The following is an 18,923-nucleotide window of genomic DNA, read 5'->3' as shown; positions in this document are numbered from 1 at the left end:
CACGCATGCTCGACACCGAAACGAACACGGCGGTGCGCAACAACGCGGACTGGTGTTCCGCCGTCCTGCGCTCGCACGGGCTCGGCTACACGTTCGGCCCGCGGGCCTGGCGCAGCGCCGGTCCCACTCCCCCGTACTACCCGCAGGCGATCACCCTGCGCCCCACCGCCACCGCGGCCGACGTGCTGCCGGCCAAGGGTGTCAAGGACAGTTTCGCCACACTCGACCTCGCCCCGCACGGCTACACCGAGCTGTTCACGGCCCAGTGGATCCGCCGCGCGGCCGGCCCGGCCACCGGCGACGCCGAGCGGGTCACCAAGCCCGACGCCCTGGCCGAGTGGCAGCGGGCGTGGCACGGCCGCGACGACGAGCCGCCGGACGTCTTCCGGCCAACCCTGCTGGCCGATCCCTCGGTGTCCGTCATGGCGGTCCGCGACGGCGGGCGGCTGCTCGGCGGCTTCGCCCTCAACCGCACGGGCGCGGTGGCCGGCGTGTCCAACCTGTTCGCGGCCGATCCCGGTGATCTGCCCCGGGTGTGGGCGGCCACGGCGTGCGGGGTGCCGCTGGTCGGCTACGAGAGCGGCGGCGACCTCGACCACGCCATGGCGGCCGGGTTCGAGCCCGTCGGGCCGCTGCGGGTCTGGCTACACCTCGAAGCCTGAAGCGTCGGCCACGTATTCGGCGATGGCCAGGCTCGAGGTGGCCGCGGGCGAGGGTGCGTTGCGGACCGCGGTGACCGCGCCGAGGCGGTGGACGCGGAAGTCGTCGACGAGGCTGCCGTCGCGGTCGAGCGCCTGGGCCCGTACGCCGGAACCGGCCCGGACGACGTCGGCCGCGAGAATCTCGGGGACGTAGCGGCGGGCGGCCCTCATGTAGGCGCGTTTGGACACTGACCCGTACATCTCACGCACCCCGGTCTTCCAGTGCTTCGCGGCCATCCGCCACATGCCGGGCCAGCCCGCGATCCCGGCCAGGTCGCGGGCCGACACGTCGGCCCAGCCGTAACCCTCGCGCGCGGCGGCCAGCACGGCGTTCGGCCCGACCTCGAGCTCGCCGGTGACCCGCCGGGTGAAGTGCACACCGAGGAACGGGTAGCGCGGGTCGGGCACCGGATAGATCATGCCCCGGACCAGCTCCGCCTTGTCCGGCCGAACCTTCATGTACTCGCCCCGGAAGGGCACGATCCGCGGGGCGGCGGCGTCCCCGGCCAGCCGGGCCACCCGGTCACTGTGGATGCCGGCGCAGATGATCAGGCGGTCGACCGGCACCCGGTCCGAGCCCGACGAGACGACCAGCCGGCGCTCCTCGGCGATCCCGGTGACGCGGAAGCCGAACCGCACCTCGCCCCCGCCGGCCACCACGTCGTCGGCGAAGGCGCGGGTGATGCCCGGGAAGTCGGTGATCGCGGTGTGCGGCGAGTGCAACGCGGCCAGCCCGGTGGCGTGCGGTTCGATCTCGCGGATCTGCTGCGGGCCGACCCGGCGCAGCCCCGGCACCCGGTTGGCCTCGGCCCGGACGGCCAGCGCCTCGAGGCGGGCCACGTCCTCGGTGGACACCGCGACGACCAGCTTGCCGCATTCGTCGTACGCGATCCCCCGCTCGGCGCAGTATTCGCGCAGCAGGGCCCCGCCCCGCGTGCACAGCTGCGCCTTGAGGCTGCCCGGCGTGTAGTAGATGCCCGCGTGCACCACCCCGGAGTTGTGCCCGGTCTGGTGGGCCGCGACGCGATCCTCCTTCTCGAACACGACCACCCGCGTGCCCGGCCGGCGACGCGTCACCTCGCGCGCGATGGCCAGCCCGACAATGCCCGCACCGACGACCCCGACGACCTCATCCGCCATGCCTGACGGTCTACACCAACGTCTTCTCAGACCGCCGACCGGGTACGCGCATCGTGCACCTTGTGCAGCAGGTCTCTCGCGGTGAACGGCTTCTCGACGAACGGCGCTCGCGGGTCGAGCACTCCGGTGACGTCGAGCATGCCGCTGCTGTACCCGGACATGTACACCACCGGCAACTCGGGCCGGTGCTCGCGCATCAGCTCGATCAGCCGCGGCCCGGTCATGTCGGGCATCACCACATCGGTCAGCACGGCGTCGACGTCCCGGTCGCCCACCACGACCAGCGCCTCGGGCCCGGTCGCGGCCGCGATGACCTGGTAGCCGGCCCCGGTCAGGATGCGGGTGGCCGCCCGCAGCAGCGGTGGTTCGTGCTCGACGACCAGGATCGTGCGGCCGTCGCCGTCAGGTAGCTCCTCCGGCCGGGCCGGCGACGGCGCGGCGGCGACCAGCGGCAGGTAGATGCGGAACGTCGTGCCGACACCGGGCTCGGAATAGACGGCGATCGACCCACCGGCCTCGGTCACGATCCCGTACGCGGTGGACAGCCCCAGCCCGGCGCCCTGACCGGGCCGGGTGCTGAAGAACGGCTCGAACACCCGCTCGGCGACCTCGGGCGGCATGCCGACGCCGGTGTCGCTGACCAAGAGCCGGGCGTACGGGCCGGGCGGCAGCGCGGGCTGCGGGCCGCGCGCCTCGGCCGAGATCTCGGCCGTGTTGGCCTCGAGCACGAGCGTGCCCCCGTCGGGCATGGCGTCCCGCGCGTTCGCGGCCAGGATCCGCAGCACCTGCTGCAGCTGGGCCGGGTCGGCGTGCACGGTCAGCGGGCCCGGCGCGGGCCGCCCGACGATGGTCACGCCCTCGCCGACGACCGGCCCGAACGCCTCCCGGGCCTCGGCCAGCGCGACGTTGAGGTCGAGATCCTGCGGCTGGGCCCGGTCGCCCCGGGTGAAGGTGAGCAGTTGCCGGGTCAGCCCCTGGGCCCGGCCCGCCGCCGCCCGCACGTGCCGCAGGTCCTCCTGCACGCTCGGCTTGTCCTCGGTGTCCTCGAGGGCGAACTCGGTGTAGTTCATGACGATGGCCAGGATGTTGTTGAAGTCGTGGGCCATCCCGCCCGCCAGCTGGCCCAGGCTGGCCATCCGCTGGGCCTGGTGGACCTGCTCGTCGGCCACCCGGCGCTGGTCGGCCGCCTCCTTGAGCGCGCTGATCTCGCGGGCCGTGATCGACGCGCCGGTGACCGCCCCGGTCGCGTCCGTGATCGGCGTGACGTTGATCGACAGTTCGAGCGGCGAGCCGTTGCGGTGCACCCGCCGGGCCTCGTAGTTGATGCGGCGCTCGCCGTGCCGGATGCGGGCGATCACGGCCATCTGGTCGGCCGCGGTCCCGGCGTCCCCCGAGAAGATCGACATCGGCTGGCCGATGACCGCGCCCGCGTTGAAGCCGAACAACCGCTCGGCCCCGCGGTTCCAGGCGATGACCCGGCCCTCCAGGTTGACCCCGATGATCGCGTCGTCGGTGTGCTCGACCACCGCGGCCAGGATGCCCCGGTGCTTCTCGGCCGCGTTGCGGGCCTCGAGCTCGCGGGCGTCGGCCTCGGCCAGGCGGTGCTGCTCGCCCGGGGAGCTGTAGATCGTGCCGCCCTCGAGCAGCACCTTGTAGCTGCGGCGCAGCGTCCAGTAGTAGACGCCGACGACCGCGGTGAAGGCATCCCAGACCGCCGACGGCCAGATCCAGCCGCCGCCGAGATGCCCGCCGGGATGGTCGAGATCGCGGATCGCCATGTACGCGTGCAACCCGTGCCCGACCGAGCAGGTGAAGAAGATCATCGCCGTCGCCACGCCCAGCTTGTTCGTCCACAGCTGGCGCGCCCGGGTTACCGGCACGATGATCGCCATCATGATCGCGGCGTAGGCGACCATGATCACCAGGTTGCCGAGAAGATAGACCTGTTCCGGCACGATCGTCCTATCGGCCGCTCCCGGCGTCATCTGAGGCCGTCACGATCGCCGCGACCAGAAATTTGCGCTCGGCCCGCCATCGGCCCGCAAATCCGCTCACCGGGCCGTCGACCAGCAGCTTCACCTCGAACGTGCCGTCCGGGCGCAGCTCGGCGTCGGCCTCGGTGAAATCCAGCCAGCGCTGCGTGAGCGGGAACCACGCCTTGTAGACGGCCTCCTTCACGCAGAACAGCAGCCTCTCCCAGTGCACCCCGCCGGGCTCGAGCCGGGCGAGCCGGTCCCGCTCGGCGGGCAGCGAGATCTCTCCCAGTACGCCGTCCGGCAGCGCCTCGTCCGGTTCCGCGTCCACCCCGATGGTCGCCACCCGGTCGCGGCGCCCCACGACGGCCGCCGCGTAGCCCGGGCAGTGCGTGATCGACCCGACGATGCCGGGCGGCCAGCCGGGGGCGCCGCGCTCGCCCGGCAGGATCGGCCCCGGCGGAACCCCGATCCGGCCCAGGGCCTGCCGGGCGAGCCACCGGCCGGTGGCGAACTCACGGCGGCGCTTGGCCACGGCCCGCGCGACCACGGCCGCCTCCTGCGGGTACAGGTCGTCAGGTGCGTCGTCCCCGTAGCGCTCAGCCCAACCAGTGAGCCCGGCCGGCACCACCTCAGCGATCATGAGGTGCAGTGTCCGTCGCCAGGTCGCGTACGTGCAAAGCGGCCCGCTTGTGGCCGAGGTCGCTGACGCCCATCAGCCGGAACCCGGAGCCCACGAACATGCGGCGGGCCATCTCGTGGCGCTCGTCGGGGTCGGCCAGCAGGTGGCGGCTGCGCGGGTCGGCCCGGGCCAGACCGTCGGCGATCGCCCGCACCATGGCCCGCCCCAGGCCCCGGCCGGTGCGCTCGCGGTCGCCGATGGCCAGGTGCACCCCCAGGTCGTGCGGGTCGGTGTCGTAGTGCAGGCCGACCACGTCGCGCGGGGTCCGGTAGATCTCGACGTAGGCGAAGGGCTGTCCCTCGTACGAAATGAGAAGTGGCCTCGAGGTCTGGCCGGCCAACTGCCCGGCCAGGGCCTCGGCCCACTGCTCCGGCGGCCACGCCTGCTCCCAGAACCGGTCGACGTGGGGCTCGGCCATCCACCGGCTGACCAGGCGGGCGTCGTCGTCGCCGGCGGTCAGCACCCGGACGCTCCAGGGCGCGGCCAGAACGGGAATCGGGGGCGGCCCGGACGCGACCGGACCCGCCGTCACCTCACGTGCGGACACTGATCAGCTTCCGGCGACGGCGCGGCGGACGACTCTCGCCTGGGACATGTCGGACCTCACGTTCCATTTAGGTGAGGCTAAGCTAAGGGACGTGCGCGGGGCGGGGCAAGGCGGGGTCTGTCCCGCGGCTCGGAAAGTTGTCGTACCCCGCGGGCAGAATCCCGAACATGACTGAACAGACGACGCACCAGCATCACGCCATCGACTACGTCGAGATCACGGTGGGCGATCTCGCGGCGGCCAAGCGCTTCTACACCGAGGCGTTCGGCTGGCAGTTCAACGACTACGGCCCGGCCTATTCCGGCATCCGCCGGGCCGGCGGCGACGGCGAGGTGGGCGGCCTGCGGGCGGGCGAGCCGGTCGGGGTCGGCGGGCCGCTCGTGCTGCTGTTCTCGTCCGATCTGGACGCTTCGGCCGAGGCCGTGGGGGCCGCGGGCGGCCGGGTCGTCGAGGGTCCCTACGAGTTCCCCGGTGGCCGCCGCTTCCAGTTCACCGACCCGAGCGGCAACGAGCTGGGCGTCTGGGCCGAGAAATAGGCCAGCCGGAATCGTCGGGTCTCATCCCGTTCACGGCAGCGCGACCGCGGCCGGTCACTTGACGGCGGGCTCGACGACAAGGGTTCCGGCGGCGGTGTCGAGGTGGGCGGGGACGCCCAGACCGACGGCGATCTGCTCGGGGCCGTGACCCAGCGGAAGGCCGCCCAGCACGGGCACGCCCAGGGTGGTCAGTTGCTCCCGCAGCACGTCGAGGACAGGCGGGTAGTGGGGGTTGGTGTCGACGCAGTCGGTGAATTGGCCGACGGCCACGCCGCGCAGGCCGGCCGGCCAGCCGGCGCGCTTCAGCTGCACGAGCATGCGGTCGACGCGGTAGGGCTCCTCCTCGACATCCTCGAGCAGCAGGATCGCGCCGCTCAGGTCGAGGGCGTGCGGGGTGCCGACCGTGCTGGCCAGCATGGTCAGATTGCCGCCGAGCAGGGTTCCGGTGGCGGCGCCCTCGACCCGCACGGCGTGGGTGGGCTCGGCCGCGGTCGCGGTGACCGTGACCGGCTCGCTCAGCGTGACCGCACGCCGGGCGGCCCGGACGGTCAATGACGCCGGCCCGCGGTCGAACTGCCCCGCAGTCGGCCCGTGCACGGTGGCCAGCCCGGCCTCCCGCCACAACGCCGCGTGCAGGGCCGTGATGTCCGAGAAGCCCATCACGACCTTGGGGTCGGCCCGCACGGCCGCGAAGTCGACCCGGTCGACGATCCGCTGCATGCCGTAACCGCCTCGCATGCAGAAGACGCCGCGCACGGCCGGGTCCCGCAACGCGTCGTTGAGGTCAGCCAACCGCTCATCATCGGTACCGGCGAAGAACGCGTGCCGCCCGCCCGCGTGCACACCCAGCCGCACCCGCAGCCCCCACCCTTCGAGGGCAGCCACGGTGGCCGCGACGCGCCCGGCCTCACTCGCCCCCGACGGCGACACCAGGGCGACCAGGTCCCCCTCGCCCAGCCGACTCCCTCTGATCATGAGCGGCAGCCTACCCAGACCCGCGAGTTGACGGTCGGCCTCGAGGACTGGCTGACCGGCGACATCCGGGCCGAGTTCGCCCGCTCCGACGAGGCTACGCTCGACCGCATCGTCGACGGGACACGGCGGCACGCCGTCCGCCGCCACGAGGAGATGGCGGCCGCGGCCGACCTGCTCGACTCACTCGGCGTCCCGTCGCGGGTGGCCCGGGCCGGCCGCGACTGGCTGCGGCCCCGACGGGTCGTAGCACTTCCAGCTGCCCTTGCCCGCGTGCTTGGCCGCGTACATTGCCACGTCGGCGCTGCGCAGCAGGCTGGTCGCGTCGTCGCCCGGCTCGGCGCAGGCGATGCCGATGCTGGCGTTGGCCCGCACGACCGTGTCCTCGTACGGGATGGGCGAGGTCAGCTCGTGCAGGATCCGGTCCGCCGTCTGGGCCGCGCCGACCGTGCCGCAGTCGCGCAGCAGCACCGCGAACTCGTCGCCGCCGAGGCGGGCCACCAGGTCGCCGGTGCGCACCGAGTCGCGCAACCGGTCGGCCACCCCGGCCAGCAAGGTGTCGCCGGCCGCGTGGCCGAGCGTGTCGTTGACCGCCTTGAAGCCGTCGAGGTCGATGATCATGACTGAGGTCAGGCCGGCGCCGGTCGGCGCGGACAGCTCGGCCGCCACCTCCTCGTGGAAACAGGTGCGGTTGGCCAGGCCGGTGAGCCCGTCGGACTGGGCCTGGTGGCGCAGCCGCACCTCGTGCTCACGCAGGTCGGCCAGGGTGGCGTCGAGCTGGTCGATGAGGCGCTTGTTCTCGTGGAAGGCCGACAGCTGGCGGCACACGACCAGCGCGAAGATCAACCCGAGCCCGGCCGCGGCGCCCCACAGGCGGGCGTGCGGACCCTCGGGGATCATCGTGAGCATGGCCGTGAAGGCGACGGCGATCGACCCGTACGGCAGGAGACTGTAGGGCTTGCGGCGGCGCGCGCCGAAAGCCACGTTCTCGTCGAAGCGCGCGAGCAGCTCCTGCAGGCGTGGTCCGGCCGCGATGAGCAGCGACGGCAGCAGCCGGACGGCGTAGACGTAGGCGGGCATCGGGCCGTCGGCCCCCGGCGCCATGAAGACACCGGTCGCGTTCACCACGGCCGAGACGAGCAGCGTCCAGGCCACGGCCTTGTGCATGGGCGCGTTCCCGCTGAGCACGAGCTTGACCGCCGCGAAACCCGAGGTGAGGATGGCCGCGCCGGTGATCATCGTGTTGAGCACGTCGTCCGGCCCGACCAGGTAGCACCAGGCCACGACCGCCCCGGCGACCAGCACCGTGGCCGCGTCGAGCCAGAAGGCGACCTGCTCCCGGCGGGTGCGCCCGGGCATCGGGTGGGCCAGCATGGCGAGGATGAGGGCGGCCAGGCCGATCGTGAAGCAGACCGCCTGCACGGTGCCGCCCGAGGTCGACCACTGCTCCCGCCCGGCCAGGGCCAGGCCGGTCTGCACCGTGTCGCCGATCGTGACCAGCGCGCCGACGAAGGCCATCACCAGCCAGAACCGCCGCAGAGCGCCGGTCGCGCGCCGCGCGACCTGCCACGACGACCAGGCCAGCAAGGCGTCGAGCGGCGGCTGGAAGAACCAGAAGATCTGCACCTGCTCGTTGGCCCGTCCGGAGAGCGCGAACAGCGCGACGCACCCGGCCAGCGTCCACAGCACGGCCGCGATCATGAGGGGATCGCGCCGCGCCGTTCGCAGGACCGAACTGTGCTGGCTCACTTCGAGGCTATCGGCGCGGTGGCGGCGGCCCTGAGGGTAATGGTCACTTCGGTCCCGTGCGGCTCCCGTCGTCGGTGATGCGCAGCGTCCACCGGTCGCGGTCACCGGTCAGCCGGGCTTGCACAGTGCCGCCCGGCGGGCTCCACTTGGCCGCGTTGTCGAGCACGTTGACCACCATGCGTTCGAGCTCGCCGGGCCGTCCGGTGACCACGGCCGGCGTCAGCTCCGTGACGAACGTGACGGCCGGGGCGCGGGTGCGCACGCGGGACACCGCGGCCGTCACCACCTCGGCCAGCAGGGCGGCCCGCTCCACCGGTGGCAGCCGGTGCGCCTCGGCCGGGCGCCGCTCGACCTCCAGCAGCAGCTCGACGTTGGTCCGGGTGCTGGTCAACGGGGTCCGCAGCTCGTGCCCGGCGTCCTCGACCAGGGTCCGCTGGGCCCGCTCAAGTACACCAGTCCAAGAGCTCGCTGAGAAATCGAGCATCGAGCATCATGCTCGGCATGACCGATCTTGAGATGCCGGCCAATCTGACCGGCCCACCCGCTGACTGGCTCCACGAGCTGCCCGAACTGGTGGCCGGGCTCTGTGAGCGGTGGGAGGTCGAGGCCGGCCGCCCCTATCAGCCGGGCGGGTCGGCGTCGTGGGTGGCGCCGACCACCGACGGGCGGGTGCTCAAGGTCGGGTGGCAGCACTACGAGGCGCGGGACGAGGCGGCCGGGCTGCTGGCCTGGGACGGGCAGGGCACCGTACGGGTGTATCGCGCGGAACGCTTCGGCCGCACCGACGCCCTGCTGCTCGAGGCGTGCCGCCCGGGTACGACGCTGACCGAGTCGGCGCCGCCGGCCGAGCGCGACGAGGTGATCGCCCAGCTGCTGCCCCGTCTGTGGATCACCCCACCGCCGGGCAGCGACTTCCGGCCCCTGCAGTCGATGACCGACGCTTGGGGCCGAAGTGTCGACCCCGATCAACTGCCCGACCCCGACCCCGGCCTGGCCCGGGCCGGCCTCGAACTGTGGTGGGGACTCGCCGCCACCGCCGATCGCGAGGTGCTGCTCTGCACCGACCTGCACCCCGGCAACGTGCTGCGGGCCGAGCGCGAGCCGTGGCTGATCGTCGATCCCAAGCCGTACGTGGGTGACCCGGCCTACGACCCGATCCAGCACATGCTCAACTTCCCGGACCGCCTCGCGGCCGACCCGGGCGCGTTCGCCGATCGCATGGCCGGACTGCTCGGCCTGGACGCCGTACGGGTGCGGCAGTGGCTCTTCGCCCGCTGCGTGATGGAGCCCGGCATGTGGGACGTCGCCACCCGCCTGGCGCCTTAGTTGTTGAGTTTGGAGTGCTTGCGGCCGTAGAACCAGTACAGGGCCAGGCCGAGCAGGAACCAGACCGCGAAGCGCAGCCAGGTCACCGGGTCGAGGAACGTGATCAGCCAGATCGAGAAGACGACACCGACGATCGGGATGACCGGCATCAGCGGCAGCCGGAACGTGCGCGGGATGTCGGGGCGGCGGTAACGCAGCACGATGATCGCGATGCAGACGACCACGAAAGCCAGCAGGATGCCGATGTTGGTCAGCTCGGCCGCCTCGCGGATCGGCAGGAAGCCCGCGATGACCGCCGACGCGATGCCCGCGATCCAGGTCACCCGGGTCGGCACCTTCCGCTCCGGGTGCAGTTTTCCGAACCAGGCCGGCAGCAGCCCGTCGCGGCTCATCGAGTACCAGACCCGGGTCACGCCCAGCATGAAGGTGAACATCACGGTCAGGATGCCGACGATCGCGCCGACCGCGATGACGTCGGCCAGCCCGGACAGCCCGACCGAGGCGAACGCGGTCGAGAAGCCGCTCTCGGGGTCGATGTCGCGGTAGTTCTGCATGCCGGTCAGCACCAGCGTGGCCAGCACGTACAGCACCATCGAGATGACCAGCGAATAGATGATGGCCTTGGGCAGGTGGCGCCGCGCGTCCTTGGACTCCTCGGCCGCCGTGCTCATCGCGTCGTAGCCGAACACGGCGAAGAAGACCGTGGCCGCGCCGGTGATCGCGCCGCTCCAGCCGAACGGGAAGAACGGGTCGTAGTTGGACCGGGTGATGTGGAACGCGCCGACCACCACGACCAGCAGCACGATGGCCACCTTGAGGATCACCACTGCCGTCTCGGCCCGGGCCGCGGCCCGGATGCCCCGGTTCAGCAGGTACGCGATGAGCAGGCAGAGGATCACGGCGAAGAGGTCGACCACGTGGCCGTCGCCGGTGCCGGGCGCCCCGAGCATCCAGGCCGGCAGGTCGACACCGAGGTCGGCCATCAGGAACGAGAAGTAGCCGCTGATGCCGATCGCCACCACCGACACGATCGCCGTGTATTCGAGCAGCAGGTCCCAGCCGATGAACCAGGCCACCACCTCACCCAGCACGACATACCCGTAGGTGTACGCCGATCCGGCCCGAGGGATCATGCCGGCGAATTCGGCGTACGACAGGGCGGCCGCGGCACTGGCGATGCCGGCGATCAGGAACGAGAACAGCACGGCGGGCCCCGCCGTCTCGTTGGCCACCGCCCCGGCCAGCGCGAAGATGCCGGCACCGATGATGCCGCCGACGCCGATCGCGGTCAGCTGCCAGAGCCCCAGCGACCGCTGCAGATCGGTGCCCTGCTCGTCGGTGACGTCGTCGACGGGCTTGCGCCGGAAGACCCCCGAGCCCCGGCCGAACCTCTGCGGTGACACCGACATGGCCGCCTCCTCGCTGATCGCTCCTCTCGGAGTACCACGTGGAGCCGTATTTCGCATCTACAAACTTGGATGCGGCTACCCTCGGGCGAGCGCCACCGCGATGAACAGCCCGTAGAACACGATCAGCCCGCCGATCAGCGCGATGGTCGTGCCCGGCCCGACACTGTGCTCGTACTCCTCGTCATCCACAAAGCAGTCAACGATGACGGCCCGCGGGATCGACGCCCGTTCCCCCGATCGGGGCTTGCCCGTTGTGGACAGTGCCGACACGATGCAGATCAGGAGGGCCGCCCGTTGAGCTTCAAGATCGACTATCCCGCCCTGTACTACACCGCCGACGCCGACAGCCTGGCCGGTCAGCAACGGTTCGTTCGGGCCACCCGGCTCCGGCTGTTCGCCCTCTTCGCGGCCGCGGTCGGCGGCGCGGGGTCGCTCTCGGCCGGGTCACTCGACCTGTTCGGGCTGCTCGGCCTCGTGTCGTTCGTGGTCGCGCTGGGCACCAGCACCTACCTGCAGACGACCGACCCCGAGCGCCGCTGGTACGACGGCCGCACCGCAACCGAGTTCGTCAAGACCTTGACCTGGCGGTACGTCGCGGGCGGGGAACCTTTCCCGCCCGGCACGGCGGCCGACCGCAGCTTCCGCACCCAGCTGACCGACGGGGTCGATCTCGAGAAGCTGCCGGCCCCGCGCGAGGACGCACCGACCAGGCAGATCACCGACCGGATGCGGGAGATCAGGGACGGGTCGTTCGCCGAGCGGCGGCAGGCCTACCGGGACGGCCGGATCGAGGACCAGCGAGGCTGGCACGCCCGCAAGGCCGAGGCCAACGAGCGCTTGAAGAACACCTTCACGGCGGTGGCCATCGCGCTCGAGTTCGCCGGCGTGGTGGGGGCCGCGGTCAAGGCGTTCGGCGTGCTCGACATCGACCTGCTGGGCGTCTTCAGCGCGGCCGCCGCCGGCCTCGCGGCGTGGATGCAGGCGCGCAGCTACGCCGACAACCAGCGCGCCTATGCGCGGACGGCCCATCAGCTGGGGCTCAAGGTCGACGAGTTGGACAGCGTCACCGAGGACGACTGGCCCCGGTTCGTCGACGAGACCGAGAACGCCATCTCGACCGAGCACACCCAGTGGCGGGCCACCCGGGGCCTCGGCGCGCCCCGCCAGCGCGGAACCACGTCACCCTCGGAGCCGTGAGGTCAGCTCGTCGGCGGCGGCCCGCCAGGAGGACTCGGCGGGGGCGGTGATCTTCTCGAGGACGGCGGGGACGCTGTCGACCAGGCGGCGGTCTCCCGACCAGCGCAGCAGGGCGTTGGCGGCGTGGTAGCGGACCAGGTACTCCGGATCCTGGACGGCGGCGGCCATGGCCCGCACCAGGGCCGTCGTCGGTGGGAAGCCGGCCAGGGCGATCGCCGCGTCCAGGCGTACGAACTCGGACCCGGCCTCGGCCAGCACCCCGGCCACCGGCGTGGCCCAGCCGGGATCGCGCGTCAGCGCGTACAGGCCCTCGGCCACCCGGATGCGGAACTGGTCGCGGGCCCGGATCAGCGCCGTCCGCAGGATGCTGACCGCGTCGGCCGGCGCCAGCCCGGCCTCGGCCAGCGCGCGGAACGACTGCGCGGCCACCGTGTCACCCTCGGCCAGGCCGGCCCGCAGCATCTGCTCGACCACCCTGGGCTCCCGCCGCGCGGCCTCGACCAGTGCCTCGAACCCGGGACCCTCGTGCCACACCACGTAGGGATCACCGAAGATCTCGCGCCGCCATCGCTCGTACTGCACATCCCCGTCCATCGACGGACATTATTACCATGCTTCGCTGAGAGTACTCACTCGAACACCCGATAGTGCTCGGAAACACGGAGATCGACGGTTGTGGCTGGCTGCCACGATGGGGTCGTGCGTCGGCTCTCGTACATGTACGCCGGGATCGGGATCCTGCTGCTGCTCGGGAGCTTCGCGCTGCTCTATCCACTGAGGCACAACGAGGGCTTCGGCGACGAGCTGCGGATCAACATCGGCGCCAACCTGTTCGACCTCGTGCTGGCCGTGCTCGTGCTGCAGCCGCTGGTCTTGTCGCTCAATCGCAACGCGGTGAAGTGGCGCAACCGGCTCGACTACCGCGAGGTGATCCGGCTCATCGACCGGGCCCACGACCAGGTCGACATCTGGCGGCCCGGGCGGCAGCGCCGTCCTGCTCCGCCTCACCACGTCATGATCGCCGACGGCGGTCGGCCGTCACGGGTTCGCGGTCACGACCGTGACGACGACGGCGGCGGTCGAGGCCGCGATCGCCGCCGCGGTGGCGACCACGGCCATGTTCACCGCTGAGGCACCCCAGTTGCCCTGTTCGAGCGCCTTGGCGCGCTTGATGACGGGGCTCGACCAGGCCAGCTGGGGTCGCAGCAGGGGCAGGGCGTCGCTCGCCGACAGCAGGGCGATCAGCGCCGCGGTCCGCGGGTCGGGTTCCGCGCCGTCGACCAGGACGGCGCGGATGTTCGCCCGGACGGCGGCCTCGTGCTCGTGCTCGGCCGCGGGCAGCTGGGTCATCGGGAACAGCCCGAACACCTTCTTCTTCTCGCGGCGGATCAGGCCCCGTTCGAGCAGCCGCTCGATCACCGGGTCCCACAGCTTGGTGCCGATGGTGATCAGCAGCGTCTGGGCGCCCCGCGGCTTCTCGGCCACCTTGTCGTACGCGTCCTGCAGGATCGGGTCGGGCAGCGGCCCGTCGCCCACGGCGAAGACCTTCTTGCCGTCGGTCTCGACGCGCCCCAGCAGGGCCAGCTCGACGAGCACAGCGCCGCCGAGCGTGTAATACAGCGTGCCCGCGGCGGCCGGCGTCCCGGTCTCGTCATCGAGCAGCAGCAACGTCAGGTCTTCAACGATCAGCATCGAGTCTCCTACAGCCAGTCGTGCTCGCGGGCATAGCGAGCGGCGTCGTGGCGGGTCTGCGTCTGGGTCTTGCGCATGGCGTTGGACAGGTAGTTGCGTACGGTGCCGGGGGCCAGATGCAGCCGGGTCGCGATGTCGGCCACCGAGTAGCCCTCGCTGGTCACCCGCAGCACGTCGACCTCGCGCTCGGTCAGCGGGGAGTCGTCGATGACGGCCAGCGCGGACACGTCAGGGTCGATCCAGCGCCGGCCCTCCCGCAAAGTGGCGATCACCGACGTGATGTGGGCGGGCTCGGCCGACTTGCTGACGAAACCCTGCACCCCCAGCTTCAAGGCCTTCCGCAGCACGCCGGGGCGCGCGTGCCGGGTCAGCATGAGGATCACCTGCTCGGGGCGGCTGCGACGGATCTCGGCCACTGCGCCCAGCCCGTCCACCCCGGGCATCTCGAGGTCGATGACCAGCACATCCGGTCGGTGCAAAAGCGTTTCCCGTACGGCACTCGCGCCGTCGTCGGCCTCCGCGAGCACGGTGATGTCGCCCTCCAGCGGCAGCAGGGCGGCCAGCGCCTTGCGCAGCAGAGCCTCGTCGTCGGCCAGCACCACGGTCGTCATCGGGCGAACACCGCCGCCGTCACGAACTCTCCTTCCCGCAGCGAGACAGTCAGCTCGCCACCGTCCTCGACCACCCGGCGCCGCAGCGTGGACAGCCCCCGCAGTTCGGGCACCGTCTCGCCCCGGGCCCCGTCGTTGGCGATCGTGATACCCGTGCCGGACAACGTGATACGCACCTGACCGGCCTGGGCGTGACGCAGGATGTTGGTCGTCGTCTCGCGCAACACCTGCCCCAGCAGCTCGCTGGTGCGGGCGTCAGGGTCGGCCTCACGCGTGATCCGGACCGCGATCCCGGCCGCTTCGAACAGGTTCTTCGCGTTCTCGAGCTCGGCCGTGAGGTTCAGCCGCCGTTGGCCGTACGCCAATTCCTTGGTCTGTTTGATCGTGTCGCCGACCAGGACGGTGATCTCGCGCAGCTCCTCCTCGGCCCGCTCCGGGTCGGCCCGCACGAGCTTCTGCGCGAGCGCGGCCTTCAGCTTGACCACGTGCAACGTGTGACCCTGGATGTCGTGCAGGTCGCCGGCGAACCGGACCCGCTCGCGGATGACGGCCACCTCGGCCTCACGCTGCTTGGACTGCTCGAGCTCCTGCACGATGTCGTAGAAGCGCTCACCGACGTACGACAGCACCATGATCAGCGCGGTCACGCCGACCGGGATCAGGACGAACCGCTGCACGACGTCGTCCGGGTCGACCAGCAGCCGCAGCGCCCCGACGGCGCCGACATAGCCGACCAGCGCCACACCGGCCGCGTACCGGTAGCGGGACAGCCGCGGGATGGCCAGCGAGCCCACGCTGGCCACGCCCCACCACGCGTTCGGGCTGCCGACCACGAGCACCCCGAGCGGCCACACCACGGCCCCGACCAGGAAGCACGGCAGCGCGACCCGGCCGACGTCGTTGGCCGTCCACCGCTCGAACGCCACGACCGCCGCCACCGCCCCGGGCACCAGGACGAACGCGTGCCACCAGACGTCCAGGTCGACCGCCACCACGACCACCGCGGCCAGGATGATGGGCGGTAGCGCGGTGGCCAGGTTCAGCCGCCGCAGCCGGCCCTGGGTGGCCTCGGTGAGCTGGAGCGCATGACCGTTCACTCTTCCAGTATTCGGGAGATCGCCCGATCGGACAGTGACACCACGTCATATGAGGTCATGACACGGCGACACTGATCGATCGCGGCGGAAACTGGTGTCATCGAGTCATGTCCACGCCAGTGATCGAAGTCGAGAACCTGAACCTCAAGTACGGCGATTTCCACGCCGTGAAGGATCTGTCGTTCGAGGTGCGCCCGGGCGAGCTGTACGCGCTGCTCGGCACGAACGGCGCCGGCAAGACCTCGGCCCTGGAAACGGTCGAGGGCCACCGCGAGCCGACGTCGGGCGCCGTCCGGGTATTCGGCCGCAGCCCGCGCGACCGCGCGGCCGTCCGCCCCCGCATGGGCATCATGCTGCAGGAGAGCGGCTTCTCCCCCGACCTTTCCGTACGGGAGTCGGTGCGCCTCATCGGCCAGCTGTCCGGCCGCACCGACGACGTCGGCCGGGTGCTCGACGTCGTCCGCCTCACCGGCAAGGCCGGCACGCTGGTCTCGCAGCTCTCGGGCGGCGAGAAGCGCCGCCTGGACTTCGCCACCGCCGTCTACGGCACGCCCGAGCTGATCTTCCTGGACGAGCCGACCACCGGCCTCGACATCCAGTCGCGCGACGCCCTGTGGGAGTCGGTCGACCGGCTCCGCGAGAACGGCTCGACCATCGTGCTGACCACGCACTACCTGGAGGAGGCGCAGCAGCGGGCCGACCGGATCGGCCTCATGCACCAGGGCGTCCTGCGCCGCGAGGGCTCGGTCTCGTCGTTGCTGAGCGCCTTGCCGTCGGTGATCAACTTCTCGGCGTCCACCGGGGCCTCGCTGCCCCTGCCGGCCTCGATCCACGACGGGATCGTCCGGATCGAGACCTTCAACCTGCAGAAGGACCTGTACGTGCTGCTCGGTTGGGCCCAGGACCAGGGGGTCGAGCTCAGCGACCTGTCGGCCGGACCGACCCGGCTGGACGACGTCTTCCGCGCCATCGAAGCCTGAGGGGTAGTTGTGTTCGCCATCGCTCGTAGTGAGCTCATCCAGATCTTCCGCAACCGTCTCGTGCTGGTCACCAGCCTCGTCATGCCGGTGGCGGTCAGCGCGTTCTTCATCTACCGCCACGAGGCGTTCGCCAGTATCGGCAGCCTCGGCTACATCGCGGCCATCGTGATGTTCACCGTCGGGGCGTTCGGCCTCTACACGACCGCCGTGACCACGCTGGCCTCGCGCCGGCAGAACCTGTTCCTCAAGCGGCTGCGCTCCACCGCGGCCGGCGACAAGGGCATCCTGGCCGGCCTCCTGCTGCCGGTCGTCGTGCTCTCGCTCCTCCAGATCGCCGCCATCCTGACCGTGTTCGCCGTGGTCACCGGCGAGCCCGGCAACGTCGCCCTGCTGGCCGTGGCCGCCCTGGCCACCGTGGCCATGATGGTCGGGCTGGCCCTGGCCACGGCCGGACTGACCAACTCGCCCGAACACGCCCAGGTCACGACGCTGCCGGTCAGCATCGGCGTGATCGCCGTGGCGAGCTGGGTCGGCATCAGCGGCACCGAGGAGCTCACCCTGGTCAAGCGGCTGCTGCCGGGCGGCGCGGCCACCGAGATGGTGGTCGACGCCTGGAACGGCAGCGCGTCGGTGATCCTGCTCGCCCCCACCCTGGCCTGGGTCGTGGTCGCCGTGGCCCTGGCCGCGCGTCTGTTCCGGTGGGAGCCCCGCCGCTGACCTAACCTGGACCGGACATGACTGCTGACCTGCTGGAAATCCGCCGCATCTACGCCGAGCCCGCGGCCGCCGCGCTCCCCCGCGGTAAGGAGGTGCTGGCCCGCTTCCCCGACGCCCAGGTGGTCGAGGTCGAGAGCCACAACCGCATCGACGAGCTCTACGGCGACGAGACCAACGTCAACCGGTGGGTCCGGATCAAGCGCGAGGCGCTGGTGCTCGGGGTGAAGAAGACGCTGACCGCCCGCCCCAACGGGCGGTCGGCCGACTTCATCGCCCCGTCCACGGCCAACGGCTGCGCCATGGCCTGCGCGTACTGCTACGTGCCGCGGCACAAGGGCTACAGCAACCCGATCACCGTCTTCGCCAACATCGACAAGATCCTCGGCTACGTGGGCCGGCACGCCGCCCGCCAGGGCACCAAGCCCGAGCCCAACGAGTGCGACCCCCGGGCCTGGGTGTACGACATCGGCGAGAACTCCGACTGCAGCGCCGACGCCCTGATCAGCGACAACGTGCGCGACCTGGTCGAACAGTTCCGCTGGATGCCGAACGCGAAGGCCTCGTTCGCCACCAAGTACGTCAACCGCGACCTGCTCACTTGGGACCCGCAGGGCCGCACCCGGATCCGCTTCTCGCTGATGCCCACGGCCGACGCGAAACTGCTCGACATCCGTACGTCATCGATCGCCGACCGCATCGCCGCGATCAACGACTTCGTCGAGGCCGGCTACGAGGTCCACGTCAACTTCAGCCCCGTGGTGGTCCGCGACGGCTGGCTCGCCGACTGGGCCGACCTGCTGGATTCCCTCGACGCCGCCTTGAGTGCGCAGGCGCGGGCCCAGCTGGCGGCCGAGGTCATCTTCCTGACCCACAACCGCGAACTGCACCAGGTCAACCTGGGCTGGCACCCCAAGGCGGAAGAACTGCTGTGGCGCCCGTCGATGCAACAGGTGAAGCGCTCACAGAACGGCTCCCTGAACGTCCGCTACCGCACCGGGGCCAAGGGTGAATACGTGCGCGCCCTGGTCGACCTGATCGGCGAGCGGACCCCCTACTGCCGCGTCCGCTACGCGTTCTGACCGTGCACACCGTCGAATTGCTGCCCTCGGCTGCGCTGGATTCCCGCGTACGGGAACTCTGGGCCCTGCTCTTGCAGGCCGGCCTCCCGAGCCTGGCCACCCACGCCCACGCGACCAATCGCCCGCATCTGACACTGGTGACCGCTGCGTCCCTGGCCGACCTGCCTCACTTGCCGCTACCGATCGTGGCGTCGCTCACTTCTGTACGCATGCTCGGCCGCGCCCTGGTGTGGGCCGTCGACCCTTCACCCTCATTGAGCGCACTGCACGAAACGGCCTGGTCATCGGTGGGCGGCTGGCCCCCACCCGACGAGTTCGTCCCCCACATCAGCCTTGCCCTGCGCGTGCCGCTCGCGGACCAGCCGGCCGCCCTCGACCTGCTGTCCGCGACGCCCCCGATGTCCGGTTCCTTCGACGCCGCCCGCACCTATGACACCGAAACCCGCACCACGCGCAACCTCTAGCCGCAAACCCTGTGGACAGCCCCCCACTGCGTCGAGCGCCCCTCGCCCACC

At 71.3% G+C, this 18,923-nt stretch carries 21 protein-coding genes and 1 pseudogene; 10 read left to right on the top strand and 12 right to left on the bottom strand.

Annotated elements, in window-relative coordinates:
* The first annotated feature begins 5 nt into the window (after window positions 1-5).
* Entirely contained in the window at window positions 6-662 is a 657-nt protein-coding gene (locus tag M1L60_RS01035; protein WP_253235310.1) for a hypothetical protein, read from the top strand.
* Here the strand turns inward: M1L60_RS01035 and lhgD are convergent.
* Genes lhgD through M1L60_RS01015 form a run of 4 tightly spaced genes read right to left on the bottom strand, consistent with a single transcriptional unit; the run spans window position 645 to window position 5,043 of the window.
* Window positions 645-1,841: an L-2-hydroxyglutarate dehydrogenase gene (gene lhgD / locus M1L60_RS01030; protein WP_253235309.1), complete on the bottom strand. Its 1,197-nt coding sequence runs from the start codon at window positions 1,839-1,841 to the stop codon at window positions 645-647. The genes M1L60_RS01035 and lhgD overlap by 18 nt on opposite strands.
* A 26-nt stretch (window positions 1,842-1,867) precedes the next feature.
* Window positions 1,868-3,826, bottom strand: a complete 1,959-nt coding sequence (locus M1L60_RS01025) for an ATP-binding protein (protein WP_253235308.1) — start codon at window positions 3,824-3,826, stop codon at window positions 1,868-1,870.
* Window positions 3,804-4,457: a 4'-phosphopantetheinyl transferase family protein gene (locus tag M1L60_RS01020; RefSeq protein WP_253235307.1), complete on the bottom strand. Its 654-nt coding sequence runs from the start codon at window positions 4,455-4,457 to the stop codon at window positions 3,804-3,806. Before M1L60_RS01020 ends, M1L60_RS01025 begins: the two co-directional genes overlap by 23 nt.
* Window positions 4,447-5,043, bottom strand: coding sequence for a GNAT family N-acetyltransferase (locus M1L60_RS01015; RefSeq protein WP_253235306.1), 597 nt, complete (start codon window positions 5,041-5,043; stop codon window positions 4,447-4,449). The genes M1L60_RS01020 and M1L60_RS01015 overlap by 11 nt, the downstream gene beginning before the upstream one ends.
* Before the next feature lie 167 nt (window positions 5,044-5,210).
* Here M1L60_RS01015 and M1L60_RS01010 point away from each other — a divergent pair, with 167 nt between their 5' ends.
* Entirely contained in the window at window positions 5,211-5,579 is a 369-nt protein-coding gene (locus tag M1L60_RS01010) for a VOC family protein (RefSeq protein WP_253235305.1), read from the top strand.
* A gap of 54 nt (window positions 5,580-5,633) precedes the next feature.
* Here the strand turns inward: M1L60_RS01010 and M1L60_RS01005 are convergent, their stop codons facing one another.
* Window positions 5,634-6,554 carry a S66 peptidase family protein gene (locus M1L60_RS01005; RefSeq protein WP_253235304.1) on the bottom strand — a complete coding sequence of 307 codons (921 nt, stop codon included), beginning with the start codon at window positions 6,552-6,554 and terminating at the stop codon, window positions 5,634-5,636.
* Between the two features lie 27 nt (window positions 6,555-6,581).
* On the opposite strand from M1L60_RS01005, the pseudogene M1L60_RS48210 reads away from it, so the two are divergent.
* Window positions 6,582-6,725: pseudogene (locus M1L60_RS48210) on the top strand (DUF1932 domain-containing protein); the annotation flags it as partial.
* 9 nt (window positions 6,726-6,734) lie between these two features.
* Here the strand turns inward: M1L60_RS48210 and M1L60_RS01000 are convergent.
* Both M1L60_RS01000 and M1L60_RS00995 read right to left on the bottom strand, forming a co-directional pair.
* Complete coding sequence (locus tag M1L60_RS01000; RefSeq protein WP_253235303.1) at window positions 6,735-8,252, bottom strand: GGDEF domain-containing protein; 1,518 nt, start codon at window positions 8,250-8,252, stop codon at window positions 6,735-6,737.
* 91 nt (window positions 8,253-8,343) lie between these two features.
* Entirely contained in the window at window positions 8,344-8,784 is a 441-nt protein-coding gene (locus M1L60_RS00995) for a histidine kinase dimerization/phospho-acceptor domain-containing protein (protein WP_253235302.1), read from the bottom strand.
* Between the two features lie 17 nt (window positions 8,785-8,801).
* On the opposite strand from M1L60_RS00995, the gene M1L60_RS00990 reads away from it, so the two are divergent.
* Complete coding sequence (locus M1L60_RS00990) at window positions 8,802-9,626, top strand: aminoglycoside phosphotransferase family protein (protein ID WP_253235301.1); 825 nt, start codon at window positions 8,802-8,804, stop codon at window positions 9,624-9,626.
* Here M1L60_RS00990 and M1L60_RS00985 read toward each other — a convergent pair.
* Window positions 9,623-11,035, bottom strand: coding sequence for an amino acid permease (locus tag M1L60_RS00985; RefSeq protein WP_253235300.1), 1,413 nt, complete (start codon window positions 11,033-11,035; stop codon window positions 9,623-9,625). The genes M1L60_RS00990 and M1L60_RS00985 overlap by 4 nt on opposite strands.
* 294 nt (window positions 11,036-11,329) lie before the next feature.
* On the opposite strand from M1L60_RS00985, the gene M1L60_RS00980 reads away from it, so the two are divergent.
* Complete coding sequence (locus tag M1L60_RS00980) at window positions 11,330-12,232, top strand: DUF4231 domain-containing protein (RefSeq protein WP_253235299.1); 903 nt, start codon at window positions 11,330-11,332, stop codon at window positions 12,230-12,232.
* Here M1L60_RS00980 and M1L60_RS00975 read toward each other — a convergent pair.
* The gene (locus tag M1L60_RS00975) at window positions 12,215-12,826 is read right to left on the bottom strand and encodes a hypothetical protein (RefSeq protein WP_253235298.1); all 612 of its coding nucleotides are present in this window, start codon (window positions 12,824-12,826) and stop codon (window positions 12,215-12,217) included. The genes M1L60_RS00980 and M1L60_RS00975 overlap by 18 nt on opposite strands.
* Window positions 12,827-12,931: 105 nt before the next feature.
* Between M1L60_RS00975 and M1L60_RS00970 the strand changes: the two genes are divergently transcribed.
* On the top strand, window positions 12,932-13,363 hold the full coding sequence (locus M1L60_RS00970) for a hypothetical protein (protein WP_253235297.1): 432 nt from the start codon (window positions 12,932-12,934) through the stop codon (window positions 13,361-13,363).
* On the opposite strand, the gene M1L60_RS00965 is transcribed toward M1L60_RS00970, so the two are convergent.
* The 3 genes from M1L60_RS00965 to M1L60_RS47640 are packed head-to-tail and all read right to left on the bottom strand — an operon-like array spanning window position 13,271 to window position 15,632.
* On the bottom strand, window positions 13,271-13,924 hold the full coding sequence (locus tag M1L60_RS00965; RefSeq protein WP_253235296.1) for a GOLPH3/VPS74 family protein: 654 nt from the start codon (window positions 13,922-13,924) through the stop codon (window positions 13,271-13,273). The two genes, M1L60_RS00970 and M1L60_RS00965, sit on opposite strands and share 93 nt — an antisense overlap.
* An 8-nt stretch (window positions 13,925-13,932) precedes the next feature.
* Window positions 13,933-14,535 carry a response regulator transcription factor gene (locus tag M1L60_RS00960; RefSeq protein ID WP_253235295.1) on the bottom strand — a complete coding sequence of 201 codons (603 nt, stop codon included), beginning with the start codon at window positions 14,533-14,535 and terminating at the stop codon, window positions 13,933-13,935.
* Window positions 14,532-15,632, bottom strand: a complete 1,101-nt coding sequence (locus M1L60_RS47640) for a sensor histidine kinase (protein ID WP_253235294.1) — start codon at window positions 15,630-15,632, stop codon at window positions 14,532-14,534. The genes M1L60_RS00960 and M1L60_RS47640 overlap by 4 nt, the downstream gene beginning before the upstream one ends.
* Before the next feature lie 107 nt (window positions 15,633-15,739).
* Between M1L60_RS47640 and M1L60_RS00950 the strand changes: the two genes are divergently transcribed.
* Genes M1L60_RS00950 through M1L60_RS00935 form a run of 4 tightly spaced genes read left to right on the top strand, consistent with a single transcriptional unit; the run spans window position 15,740 to window position 18,872 of the window.
* The gene (locus M1L60_RS00950) at window positions 15,740-16,612 is read left to right on the top strand and encodes an ABC transporter ATP-binding protein (protein ID WP_253235293.1); all 873 of its coding nucleotides are present in this window, start codon (window positions 15,740-15,742) and stop codon (window positions 16,610-16,612) included.
* Window positions 16,613-16,621: 9 nt separating this feature from the next.
* Entirely contained in the window at window positions 16,622-17,329 is a 708-nt protein-coding gene (locus M1L60_RS00945) for a hypothetical protein (protein ID WP_253235292.1), read from the top strand.
* A 17-nt stretch (window positions 17,330-17,346) separates the two neighbouring features.
* Window positions 17,347-18,408 (top strand): spore photoproduct lyase family protein, encoded by a 1,062-nt coding sequence (locus M1L60_RS00940; RefSeq protein ID WP_253235291.1) that lies wholly within the window; start codon window positions 17,347-17,349, stop codon window positions 18,406-18,408.
* A gap of 2 nt (window positions 18,409-18,410) precedes the next feature.
* Entirely contained in the window at window positions 18,411-18,872 is a 462-nt protein-coding gene (locus M1L60_RS00935) for a 2'-5' RNA ligase family protein (protein WP_253235290.1), read from the top strand.
* The last annotated feature ends 51 nt before the right edge of the window (window positions 18,873-18,923 follow it).

Source organism: Paractinoplanes aksuensis (genome assembly GCF_024137025.1).
GTDB lineage: Bacteria > Actinomycetota > Actinomycetes > Mycobacteriales > Micromonosporaceae > Actinoplanes > Actinoplanes aksuensis.
This window is presented reverse-complemented; position numbering and strand designations above follow the sequence as displayed.